Source organism: Pseudoalteromonas luteoviolacea S2607 (assembly GCF_001625575.1).
GTDB lineage: Bacteria > Pseudomonadota > Gammaproteobacteria > Enterobacterales > Alteromonadaceae > Pseudoalteromonas > Pseudoalteromonas luteoviolacea_E.
The window spans coordinates 299,070-311,297 of sequence record NZ_AUXV01000056.1 but is presented as its reverse complement, the minus strand read 5'-3'; the positions used below and the strand labels follow the sequence as shown (position 1 = coordinate 311,297).

General features: G+C 41.4%; 8 protein-coding genes. 1 reads left to right on the top strand and 7 read right to left on the bottom strand.

The window, feature by feature from the left end; all coding sequences use genetic code 11:
* Positions 1 to 69: 69 nt before the first annotated feature.
* The gene (ccoG, locus tag N480_RS18530; RefSeq protein ID WP_063373918.1) at positions 70 to 1,452 is read left to right on the top strand and encodes a cytochrome c oxidase accessory protein CcoG; all 1,383 of its coding nucleotides are present in this window, start codon (positions 70 to 72) and stop codon (positions 1,450 to 1,452) included.
* Positions 1,453 to 1,906: 454 nt separating this feature from the next.
* Here the strand turns inward: ccoG and N480_RS25670 are convergent, their stop codons facing one another.
* The 7 genes from N480_RS25670 to N480_RS18490 form a co-directional block, all read right to left on the bottom strand.
* Complete coding sequence (locus tag N480_RS25670; RefSeq protein ID WP_063373916.1) at positions 1,907 to 6,001, bottom strand: GEVED domain-containing protein; 4,095 nt, start codon at positions 5,999 to 6,001, stop codon at positions 1,907 to 1,909.
* Positions 6,002 to 6,488: 487 nt separating this feature from the next.
* Positions 6,489 to 7,409: a universal stress protein UspE gene (gene uspE, locus N480_RS18515; protein ID WP_063373915.1), complete on the bottom strand. Its 921-nt coding sequence runs from the start codon at positions 7,407 to 7,409 to the stop codon at positions 6,489 to 6,491.
* Positions 7,410 to 7,504: 95 nt separating this feature from the next.
* A complete protein-coding gene (locus N480_RS18510; RefSeq protein WP_063373914.1) occupies positions 7,505 to 8,233 on the bottom strand; it encodes an FNR family transcription factor in 729 nt (242 codons plus the stop codon).
* Between the two features lie 190 nt (positions 8,234 to 8,423).
* A complete protein-coding gene (locus tag N480_RS18505; protein ID WP_063373913.1) occupies positions 8,424 to 9,095 on the bottom strand; it encodes a sulfite exporter TauE/SafE family protein in 672 nt (223 codons plus the stop codon).
* Complete coding sequence (gene ccoS / locus N480_RS18500; protein WP_063373912.1) at positions 9,082 to 9,255, bottom strand: cbb3-type cytochrome oxidase assembly protein CcoS; 174 nt, start codon at positions 9,253 to 9,255, stop codon at positions 9,082 to 9,084. Before ccoS ends, N480_RS18505 begins: the two co-directional genes overlap by 14 nt.
* A complete protein-coding gene (locus N480_RS18495) occupies positions 9,252 to 11,624 on the bottom strand; it encodes a heavy metal translocating P-type ATPase (protein WP_063373911.1) in 2,373 nt (790 codons plus the stop codon). Before N480_RS18495 ends, ccoS begins: the two co-directional genes overlap by 4 nt.
* A 5-nt stretch (positions 11,625 to 11,629) precedes the next feature.
* Positions 11,630 to 12,121 (bottom strand): FixH family protein, encoded by a 492-nt coding sequence (locus N480_RS18490; RefSeq protein WP_063373910.1) that lies wholly within the window; start codon positions 12,119 to 12,121, stop codon positions 11,630 to 11,632.
* Positions 12,122 to 12,228: the final 107 nt, after the last annotated feature.

Genomic DNA, 12,228 nt, shown 5'->3' with positions numbered 1-12,228 from the left:
ATCAAAGTTTCAGTTTGGTCTGAAAGTTGCAAAGTATGAACTGTGTTTCACTATTTGTAAGCAAGTAATATGAAGTTTGATATCAAAGAAGAAGATATGATTATAAAGCCCTACAAGCAAGAGGGCCCAATTTATATCCGTGAGCAAAAAGGCTTCTTCCAAAAAATCCGTCGTTACCTTGGCTGGATCCTTATGTTTGTATTTGTCGCTATCCCTTGGATACCATACAAAGGCCAGCAAGCTGTTTTGCTAGATGTAGCGAGTCAGCAGTTTAGAATTTTCGGTCAAACCTTCCTTCCCCATGACTTTATGATCCTAGCATGGGTTTTTATGGCCGGCGCGTTCGGCCTTTTCTTTATTACAAATTGGTTAGGTCGTGTGTGGTGTGGTTACACCTGCCCTCAAACAATTTGGATGCTCATGTTTACTTGGGTGGAGCACAAAGTGGAGGGAACTCGAAACCAAAGGATAAAGCTGGATAAGTCTGACTGGAACATGCAAAAGACAACTAAAAAAGTTGCTAAGCATCTTATTTGGTTGGTCATTTCCGTTTTTACAGCGACTTCATTTATGGCCTATTTTGTGCCTGCAAAAACACTATATATAGAAATGTTTACATTGGAGTGGTCTGGACTAGTAAGCTTTTGGGTATTCTTATTTGCATTTTGTACGTACGGCAACGCTGGATTCTTACGTGAAAAAATGTGCACCGTCGCTTGTCCTTACTCACGTTTCCAATCGGTAATGTTTGATAAAGATACATTAGTCGTTGCATATGACGCTATCAGAGGAGAAAACAGAGGCCGACGCAAACGTAAGTCAGACCACAAAGCACAGGGGCTAGGTGACTGTGTCGATTGCAACTTATGTGTTGAAGTGTGTCCTGCTGGGATTGATATCCGTAATGGACTGCAATATGAGTGTATTAATTGTGGGCTCTGTATCGATGCTTGTGACGATACAATGAACAAGTTTGGTTATGCTAAAGGACTAATAAAATATACCAGTGAAAACCAAACCGCAGGTAAGAAGTCGAGCCCATTTAGGCTTAAATTGGTGGGTTATGCTGCTTTATTTGGTTTGATAATCGTTACCATGGCTATTTGGGCGTTTAACCGCACCCCAATAGAGGCCTCTGTAATAAGAGATAGAAATGCACTGTATCGCGTGAATTACGAAGGGTTAGTCGAAAATCCTTACACTTTGAGTGTCATTAACAAAACTCAACAAACAATGCATTACAGAGTAAGTTTCAGTGGGATAAACAATGCTAAGTTAACTGCGCCAGAGCGCATTGAGATCCAAGCCGGTAAGATGTTATTGGTGCCCGTTACTATTGCAGCTGATGGTTACGACCTCAAAGGCAAACGTATTCCTATTACTTTTACGATTTCCGCGAATGAAGATAGCAGTATTTCGATAACGAAAGAGAGCTATTTTTATAAAAACTAGTGTTTAGTAGAGCACTGGGTTATTCCTCAAGGGCCGTCGGGCCCTTTTTTATTTCTTTCGAAATTACCTGTACAATTCGCCAGTCGATAGCTGTCATACTCCTTGGCTAAGCAGTGCTTTGGAAATCAGCTTGTAGTTCAACTTTAGGTGCTTAAAGAAAAGATGTGGTTTCAGTTTTTTAATTATAAAAGTGAGCATAGTAGCCCATGTGAAAGGTGCGGTGTTTTAGTGAGTGACGATCAACCTGAGTGCCCACACTGTAAAGATTTATCTAGTCAAGACGCTCGCTATCTTAAAGGCATTAGGAAAAATGAAATGTCAAACAAAAATAAGGGATTAAGTCTTTTGATGAAGGTGCTGTTTTGTTTATGTGGGCTAGGAGTTGCCTACCTGTTTACTCTATAAAAAAGCCTCTTACTACCAAGAGGCTTTGGCTAGGGAGATGATGATGTGTTTATTCAAACTTTGCGTTAAGCTGTGCACCGGAGCCTTGGCCAGACACCATTAAGTAGTGCCATCCAGAGCTCGGGTTAGCGATTACGATCTGCTCTTCGCTGCTACCTTGGGTGGTTGCTGAGTTTTGGAAGTTACTCGCACTTGGCCAGCCTGCCGCATTTTGGTAAATGCTGGCGTCGCCGTCACCACCTGTAGTGCTGATGGTTAGCTTCGACTGGCCAGCTGGCACGCTAATGGCAACATAGACGGTGTTACTGCCCATACAGATAGCGTCATTATTAGATAAGTTACCACGCGTTTGCGGTGCCTTAGTTGCACAAACATTAACAGGTGGCTCGATAACATCGCCTGCGGTATATGAGCCAGTTAATGTGACATTGTCTGATGCGGTCCAACCTACAACGGATACATAGTAAATACCACCTGACTTGTTGAGTTTACTGCTATCACAAGTCTCGTCTCTGTTGCCGCTAGTATAAGGTCTACAGTCCCAGTTATTAGCCGTATCTAAATCGCCAAATTTTACGTAAAGATCTGGGTCACCGGTTCCTGCGCCCATTTCAACTTTGATGTCTTTGGCACCCTCAGGAACAAAGAATGTAAAGGTTTTGGTTTCTTTTGCTGCAACTGAGATACCTGACTTTGTTACACCATTGAGTAAATCAGAATCAGGACCTTGCTCATCCGTTATCGTGACTGTGTAATCTTCTACTTCACCCCAGTCATATGTACCACATGCAGGCAATTTCCCATCGGCTAACTCATAGGATTGGATCACTCGCATAGTGGTCGGGCCGCTTTTAGCAGAGGCTGGAATTGTTACAGAGTTAATGATTTCGTCAAAGGTAGTTGCACTTGTTTGGATTAATAGTTCACCTGCATCATCAAAGCGGTTGTTTTGATTAAGATCTACATAGACGGCCCAATTTGCTAGGTATGGTCCATTGGAACCGTGTGTTAATCCAATACTTGTTGCAACGTCTTTCTTGAAGCTAAAGCCTGTATTTTCATAACGACTAAATTGGCTTTTCTCTGAACTGTTGCTCAAGATACCAACGCGCACGTTACTAGTCCATTGAGTAGTCGATTTAGCGTAGGCGATACAATAAGCGGGCCCGTTTACAGCGACGTCTTGCTCTTTCATGTAGCTTACGCCATTTTGTAAAGTCACTTTTAATCTAACAGAGTAAGTACCTGCATATAGATAAGTGTGCGAAGGGTTGCTTTGTGTGCTGGTATGATTTGGATTAACCACACTGTCGCCAAAATCATACTCAATTGAAGCAATATCCGCATTACTTCCCAATGAGTCTGTAAAGTTCACAGTCAGGTTATTTGCAGTTACGTTGGCCGTGAAATCGGCTGGATTATTAGACTGAATGTCTACAGTGAAGTCTTCAACTTCACCCCATCTGATGCGTCCGCATGGAGATTTCAACTCTTCGTAACTTTGCAGCACACGCATTCTGGTTTTACCCGTTAATGCCGTTGTAGGAATAGTGATTGTTCTTTCAATGTCATTTGCTGTATTTGCGCCTACCCAGTACCAAACACTTTCAGAGTCTTCAAAAGTACCGTTTTGGTTCATATCAATATAAACGCGCCATTCAGCGTTATAAGAGGTTTTAGAACCTGTAGCACCTTGACGTACAGAAAGAATATTGCCACCTTTAACGGCACCTAATACTTTGTCTGTGTGGTCAGTATAATTTGCCGAGCCAGAAGTAACGCTATTACCGTTCAGTGTGACGTTTGCGTTGTATTGATACTTTGGTTGGTTACCATACGCACGGCAATAGTCTTGTCCAGTAGGGGCGGTTACCGTAATGACTTTAGTGTGAGTATAAGTTTCACCATTTTTCAAAGTAACCGTAAGCGTCACGGTGTACTCTCCACCAAAAACATATTGATGATTTGGATTGAAAGAGGTGCTCGTGCTCGAGTCGCTAAAGAGGCCATCACCAAAGTCCCATTTAACCGATGCAACATCGGCAGAGTCGACAGAAAATCCGACATTGAGATCGCTATTGTTAATAGACGTCGTAAACTCTGCTGGGTTCTGCTGTTTAATTATATTAATGCTGTAATCTTCAGCTTCACCAAACTTAAAATCGCCGCAGGCTGCAAGTTGTGTTTCTCCTTCACGTAGGGTGTTAGATTGAATAACACGCATTCGAGTTGTGCCCGCAAGTGCACTGTCTGGAATTGTGATACTAGCAAGTATGGGTTCAGGAGATGACTTGGGTAGTGGCTCAGAAAAATGAATGAGCTCTCCTGGATCATCGAAACTGTTGTTTTGGTTTAAATCAACATATACGGCCCAATATGCGGAGTAGGGACCAAACTTGCTGCCACGGGTACCTTGTTGTAGCTCAATGCCTGTTGCCGAACCAGCATAAACAGTAAATGGTTCCAATGCAGTGTGATCCGTGTACTGCCTTCTATCCGACTGATGCGTCTTACCATTCACAGACACACTTTGTGTATATTGATAGACCGCATTTAATCCTTTTACACCGCAGTAGCTTTGGCCTGGAGTGGAGGTGATAGTGACTTGCTGCGAGGTTGAATGGATCAACCCCTCATTATCTGTTGCTGTATATCTAACAATGTAATTGCCGGGGAATAAATACGTATGTGTAACAGAGTCACCTTGTGCGTATGGTTTGTTGTTGTATACACCATCACCGAAGTCCCATAGTGTAGACACAATATTGCCATCGCTGTCATTTGCTTGACCTGAGAAATTGGCTGTTAGGCTACCTGGTGTAATGGTTGTTTGAGTAATCGTAGCTGACGGCGCGTTGTGTGATGAGGTCCGCAAAGCAGCCATAAATGTCGCGCGTTCATTATGTACGCGTGCATTGTCGTTGACTTCGACAGTACCCCCTGCTTCCCCTTGATAAGTTTTATTTGGATTAGACCATACATTTAGTCTTTCGCCACAATCACTAATGGCCATGAGAGTGCGCCAGGTTTTGGAGTCATTACAAAATCCATGACCAAAAGCAAAAGGCGTGGTCGTTGAATCGTTGTCATGCCTTGCACCATACAAGTGACCGAGTTCATGGCCAAAGGTATTTTTAAAGGTACCCCAACTACTCATAGTAAACAGAGCGCTCTCGGCATCCGTACCTATTTGTCCTGCCCATCCGGCCCAAGGTGAACTAGCATTTTGGTCTGCTAAGAAGACCATGATATCTGCGTGGTGTTCATCTCTAATACTCTTTAGTTCTACGCCAAATCCATTTGGGGCGAGAGGATTGGGTTCAGTTAGCCAACTACTGGTATTTTCGTTGAGTAGTAAAGAGTTATCCTCAGACATATCACCGGTTGACACATAACCGGTTTGATAGGAGTGTACTACTCTAACACTGGCATTAATGCCACTTGCTGCATAGCTGTCGTTAGTGTCTTTTTCCATCAGTGCGATGTATGCATCGACATCACCAACCTCGGCAGCGAGTTTGTCCGTATAAGCAACAACCACGGTTACTTCGGGTACAGCATTGGCATCGCTACTTGCGCCAGCACGTAAAAAAGGAGAGATATCTGTGTGGCTAACTAAACCGTGTGAAGAATCTCCATGCTCCAAACCCGGTCTATCTGTCGTTGAGTCAATAGGTGCATTATCTTGGGTGAATTTACTTAATTTATACTGTCCATTCCCCGTGGGAGTTAATAAATAGCCTGTATTACCGATATAAATTTTTGCGCTGTAACTGTTGTTTGTTTTTATCATTGACAGCTTAGCATGCCCATCGGACGAGCGGCCGTTAATGTAGGTTGTTTTGCTATTTTGTTGCGTTACTTCATACAGGTGAATTTGTACATACTGCCCGTCAATTGTGAGGCTAAGTGAATTTCCCACTTGTAGGCTTGTACCCAAAGCACTGTTTAATTTAATTGAATCTAAAATCAGCTTTTGCCTTGTTTGGCTAGGCTCAGCTGTTGATGACTGTGCTCGGTTCGTAATTTCATTTTCGAAGCTCAATTGTCTATCGAATAGATAGGTTTGTTGAGCCGAAGCTGAAAATGAAACAGTGATAGCCGTTGCTAGCGCCAGCTTTTTTAATTGGTTTTTTTGTCGCACTGTAACTTTCCTTTAACGAGTATGGGTAAAGCACAAATATGCTTTACATGTTGTTAAAGAGGAGTTTTAGGCATTGAATTTCAATGACATACCTCTTGCATACCATACTTTAATGACAGTTTATAAAGTATGATTGTATACAATATATAATATGCGATTAAGATTTGTACATGGTTTTGTTGAATTTATATCAACGCATTGGGGTGTATCAATTAAGAAACAAGGATAAGAAGTTCCGTTTTTGTTAACAAAATCAATGGAGTATCAACTTGGGTACTAAAGGGAAAAAAATGAAAAAAATTATTAATTTTAAGGGAGGGTATACACGTAATTTAAGGAATGGAATAAAAAAGCTCAGCTAGAAGAGGAGGGGGGGGGACTAATAGCTGAATATTTATAGGAGTCTATTAGGCATACTTAAATGAGTGTACTATTTAATTTTATAAAATAAAAAGTCCGATATTATTATCGGACTTTTCTGTGGCATTTATTCTAGTGGGCTTTTATAGCCATCAGGCTTGAGCGCCAACACATCACAGTCAAGGCTATCAATGACATGCTCAGCGGTGTTGCCAATTAAAGCAGCGCTAAGGCCCGTTCGCCCAACAGTACCAATGACGACCAATTCAGCCGACTTTTTCTGGGCTATTGCTGGGATCACATCTTCGGGTAAACCTTCTTCGACAATGCAGGTCTCTTTCGCAATATTGAACTCATTGGCAAGCGACCATGTTTCATCCTCGTGATGTTTTTTGACTGCTTCGCTATATTGAGATGGGTTAAACTCTGGAATTTCTATCGCAATATTTACTGGAGTTGCTGGGTATGTGTTGACTAGGCTTAACGATGCATCAGCGAGATCACAAATAAACAAAGCGTCCTTAATTATTCGCTTATTTAATGTTTGATGTTGCTCGTTGTCGCTGACAGAATTAACAGCGGCAATGATCTCTCCATGCTCTGGCCAAGCTTGGTCTTTAACAAGTAATACGGGAGTAGGGCACTTTCTAATCAGATGCCAATCAGTGGGTGTGAAAATCACCGACTTTAGCGTGTCGTGTTGATGTGTTGATTTAATAACAATATCAAATTGTGCGTTTAGCACTTCTTCGATAATGGCTTCATAGGGGCGATTATGCCACACAACTTTAGCCTTAATATCAAGGCCAACATAATCAGTAATGAGTTCATTGATCCATTCTTCTCTATCTTTTATAACTGCTAACCGCATGGCTTCTCTTTCTTCTTTAGAAAGCATGGTGGTCATTTCATATGAAAAGTCATAGATAGATAAAAATGCGGTGATTTGAGCCCCTGTTTTTTTCGCTAGACTGATAGATCGTTCAAGACTATTTTGCTGCTCTTTAGTTGGGTCAATGACAGTGAGAATACGTTTAATCTTATCCATCGGAGCCTCCTATGGCGCTTGGCTAATCAGTATACTTTGAGTGTAACCGATATAGCCAAGGTATAAAGCTATTTCGATGGAAAAATTGGTTTAGATCAACTACTAATACCTGCTGCACTCGCTAATCCATCGGCTTCAAGGATGGTAATGAACTTCCCTTCAACTTTAATTAACCCAGCTTTTTGGAAACGGCTTAGCAGGCGGCTGATTGTCTCAACTGTAAGTCCCAAATAGTTGCCGATTTCACCGCGTGTCATCGTAAATCTGAACTCTTTTCTGGAGAAACCTCGTTCACCAAAACGATTAGACAAGTTATAGATGAATGTTGCGAGCCTCTCCTCAGCAGTTTTTTTGTTAAGTAGCAACAACATTTCTTGGTCATAATTAATTTCGCTACTCATCAAACGCATGATTTGTTGACGCAACTTAGGAAGTTTACCCGCTAGTTCATCGAGTGTATCGAACGGAATCTCACACACCATTGATGTTTCGAGTGCTTGCGCAAAGCTTTGGTGTTGCATTTTATTTATGGCATCAAAGCCAACGAGATCTCCGGCAAGGTGAAAGCCAGTGATTTGTTCGTCGCCTTGTTCTGATAAAGTATAAGATTTAAATGACCCGGACCTGACTGCATAAATTGCTTCAAGCTTCGAGCCCGATTCGAACAAAAAGTCACCTTTGTGCAAAGGCTTTTTACGTTCAATGATTTCATCAAGTTTGTCCATTTCATTCCCATTTAGAGAATAGGGCAAACAAAGCTGACTAATACTGCAGTTTGTACAACTGATCGTACACTGACTTTTGGAGCGATTATTTAAATCCATAATAAATCCATTACTCTTAGACGCACATAAAAAATATTAAATTCAAAAAGTTATTGGTAAATACAGACAAAACTAGAGTACTTTTGATCTTTACCACAAAACTTCCACGATTTAGGCGAATAAAAACTCCTGCTTCCAATCGCCTATTGTATGGTTGGTATTATCTTACAATGACCACCATAAAACCAGATTAAAGTACTAATTTGTTACTAGCTATTATAATCAGGTACAACCCATACCAAACAAACAAGTTTCCTAAAATTATTCGGGTAACTGGGTGATTTAAAAAATTGTTTAACACTTGAGCTGACTGGCCCGCTACGATAAGAGCTGGAAAGGTTCCCAGTGCAAATGCAACCATGGTAAGTGCACCCAAAAGCGGACTAGAGGCTTGTAAACTCCAAACCAATGCGCTGTACACTAAGCCACAAGGAAGCCAGCCCCAAAGGGCCCCGTATGCTAATGCTTTTTTCTTGCTGTCGATGGGCAATATATATTTGTTTAATTTTACGATTCTTTGCCAGACTACAAAGTTACCTAACTTTTCTAGCCAATTTAGCGTGCCCACAAATCGCATAATATACAGACCGACCAGCAGCATAAAAATACCACTTAAGTAAGAGAGGCCGAGCGCGAATGTGGTGTTTTGTTTCGCAAAAGATGTACCAAGTAAAGCGACTAACGTGCCCGCCATTGCATAGCTTAAAAGCCTACCGAAATTATATAAAAACGCGACCACCAGTGGGTGTTGTCTGTCTTGCGCAAGCTGTAAACTAGAGGCGACGCCACCGCACATAGCTAAACAGTGTCCACTGCCTGCTAGGCCCATAAAAAATGCGCTAGCCAAATTAATTTCCATCATTGCTCTTTTTGTGCTGCTCTTTGTCATCTTCAAACAATATGCTGTGCGCTTGCTTATTTAAATCAGAAAATTGCTCACTTCTTACAGCCCAAAAGAATACGCCAATGGCAATGACGACAAATAGAATCGCTATGGGAATTAGTACATAGATAATACTCATAGTTTTAATAACCTCAATGAGTTAGAAATTACGACAATCGAGCTTGCCGACATACCTATTACTGCAAGCCAAGGAGGCACCATCCCCATGGCAGCCAACGGTAAAATGGAGCCGTTATAAAGTAACGAAATCGTCAAATTCTGCTTAATGATTCGCTTAGTTTTGACAGCAACTGTTTGCAGTGTCCGTAGTGAGTTCAAATCACTATTTAACAGTACTACATCGGCTGTATTTTTTGAAATATCGGCACCGGTTTCCATCGCAATTGATAAATGAGCGCTATTAAATACAGGGCTATCGTTTACGCCATCACCAATCATGGCAACAACATCTTGTTCTCTTGACCACTTTTCAACACTGATCTGCTTGTCTTTGGGTGAACACGCTTGTTTGAATGAATCAAGCCCAAGCTCATCAGCTAAGTCTTTTGCTGCATTTGAGCTGTCGCCTGTAAGCATATGGCAGGTTAGGTTTTTGCTTTGCAAATAAGCGACTACTTTATGTGCGCTATCTCGAACTTTATCTTGAAGATAAAAGTCTGCAATAGGCTGCTCGTTGATAAAAAGGGTTGCTTGTGCAAATGACGCATGATTGTTAAACCAATTAGGTTTTCCTATCGCAATCTGTTTGCCATTCATTTCACCGGAGACGCCAAGCCCTGTTTTCACGGAAGGAGAAGTTATCTCAATAACTTGTGCATCCTTTTGCGTAAATGCTTTTGCGATAGGGTGCTCAGAGTATCTTTCTAATGCGCTTGCGAATCCAAGCGCTTGCTCAACAGAATAACTCTGATCAAGCATGGTTGTTTTTATGATGGAAAAACGCCCCTCAGTAAGTGTGCCTGTTTTATCAAAGGCATAACGCGTTACCTTAGGCGTGGTTTCAAGAACATGACTTTCTTTTATCAAAATTCCTTTTTTGGTGAGCGTTGCAACGGCGCAGGTGAGTGCTGTTGGTATAGCCAAACTAAGTGCACATGGACAGGTTGCTACAAGCACAGCAATGGTTACCCAAAATGCATGTTCGGGCTCTACGTGATACCAACCAATCGCCGTTATTGAGGCAAAAACTAAAAGGCAAGCGACGAACCACTGTGCCACTTTATCTGTTACTTCAACAATTTTTGGCCTTTTCATCAACGCATTATGTTGTAGTTTAATGATTTGGTTGAGTAAAGTATTTTGTCCAACCTTATTGATACGAACCGTAATTAAGCCATCGTGATTTAATGTGCCAGCATAAACTTGGTGACGTTCAAACTTTTTGATTGGCAGATGCTCACCTGTCATCATTGACTCGTCGACGGTACTGTTTCCTTCGACGACTAGACCATCGGCTGGAATTGCTTCACCTGGTTTTACTAAAATCATGTCATTTAATTGCAGGCTTTTCGCGGCAATGACTTCTTCTTTGTTGCCTGATATTTTTCTTGCGGTCAACGGCAGCAGTTTTTGTAAGTTTGCTGTAAATTCACTTGCTTTCATTCGCGCTCTAAACTCAAGATACTTACCCAGCAGCAATAAAAATGTAAACATACAAATCGATTCGAAATAGACCTCGCCAACCGACATCACAGTGGCATAGCAACTCGCACCATAAGCGCCAAAAATAGCAAGGGACACAGGTAAGTCCATATTGAGTTGTTTACTTTGTAGGCCTTTTACTGCATTGGTCAAAAAGGGCAGTGCGGAGTATAAAATAACAGGTGAAGCTAAAACTAAACTGATCCATCTAAAATACTGCTCAAATCCCTCATCCATGCCAGAAAACATGCCAAAGTACATTGCAAAGGCAAACATCATTACTTGCATAGTCATGAGGCCTGCAACACCTAAGCGTCTCATATAAGCTTTGGCAGCAGCTTGTTTTTGACTTGCTTCTTCATCAGCTTGGAAAGGGTAGGCTTTGTAGCCAATTTGCATGAGCGCAGCAATGATTTCACTGAGTTTGGCATTTTTGTCTTGCCACAAAATCATGGCGCGATGGGTTGAAGTATTGACATCGACTCGCTTGACGCCTGAGATCGCAAGAAGTTGTTTTTCGATTAGCCAAGCACACGCGGCACAACTTATACCTTCGACGCTTAATAATACTTCTTTAAGATCTCCCTGCTGATCAACAAAGTCTCGCTGTATATCTTGGTTATCGTAACTCGTTAATTCTTTGAGTTTTTCAGGAACTAGTTCTTCGACTTTACCGTTGGTTTCGGTTCTAAATTTATAATAATCGCTCATGCCTTGGGCGAGTATAGTGTCAGCGACGGCTTGACACCCGGTACAGCAAACCGGGTTAGAAACACCTTCAAAAATAATTTCGCCAGTAAAACCCTTTGGTATGGGCTCAAGGCAATGAAAACAACTTTTTGCCATATCGCCTACTTGTACTGCGGTGTGATTGAAATAAGACTCTTAGTTGGCAATTGTAGATTCTCTTTCATTTTCCAACTCCCATCCATAGGCTCGATAAAAACAGTAAAAGCGCCTTGGTGAGGTTTTTCAAGCAATCCAGTGAATGCACCACTGGCGTTGGCTAAGAGGGTAAGGGAAAAATCGTACTCTTTAATAGTGCGGTGATAAAAAGAGACTTTAAGCGCGTTTACTTTGCTATGATCGCCTTTGGTGAAATTGAAGCTTACTCTGTCGTTTTCTACTTGCAAATCTCCGTGCAAATAAAGCGCTTTTGCTTTATTAAATTTGCTTAATTCTAAGTTGATAGCTTTGCCTTTTTTATAATAATCATCAACTACCATATCGGGCCCATTGCCTACGGCAACACTGACCAAAATAACGCACGCTATAATCGTAACAAGCGGGAAAAACATTAAAAACCAAGGCCAAAAATTCTTATACCACGGAGTTGGATTCATAATTGTTCACTACTTTACAATGTTGTTATGTACTTAAAGTACGGTTGTATAAATGTTTAAAGTTTAGGTGTTTGCTTTTTTAAAAAGTAAGCCTCTGAATACCAGAG

What these genes read in the sequence shown, in the direction of transcription:
- N480_RS18505 (WP_063373913.1), bottom strand. Translation starts at nt 9,095, where the DNA reads ATGATGGAAATTAATTTGGCTAGCGCATTTTTTATGGGCCTAGCAGGC.
- N480_RS18490 (WP_063373910.1), bottom strand. Translation starts at nt 12,121, where the DNA reads ATGAATCCAACTCCGTGGTATAAGAATTTTTGGCCTTGGTTTTTAATG.
- N480_RS18495 (WP_063373911.1), bottom strand. Translation starts at nt 11,624, where the DNA reads ATGGCAAAAAGTTGTTTTCATTGCCTTGAGCCCATACCAAAGGGTTTT.
- N480_RS18510 (WP_063373914.1), bottom strand. Translation starts at nt 8,233, where the DNA reads ATGGATTTAAATAATCGCTCCAAAAGTCAGTGTACGATCAGTTGTACA.
- uspE (WP_063373915.1), bottom strand. Translation starts at nt 7,409, where the DNA reads ATGGATAAGATTAAACGTATTCTCACTGTCATTGACCCAACTAAAGAG.
- ccoS (WP_063373912.1), bottom strand. Translation starts at nt 9,255, where the DNA reads ATGAGTATTATCTATGTACTAATTCCCATAGCGATTCTATTTGTCGTC.
- ccoG (WP_063373918.1), top strand. Translation starts at nt 70, where the DNA reads ATGAAGTTTGATATCAAAGAAGAAGATATGATTATAAAGCCCTACAAG.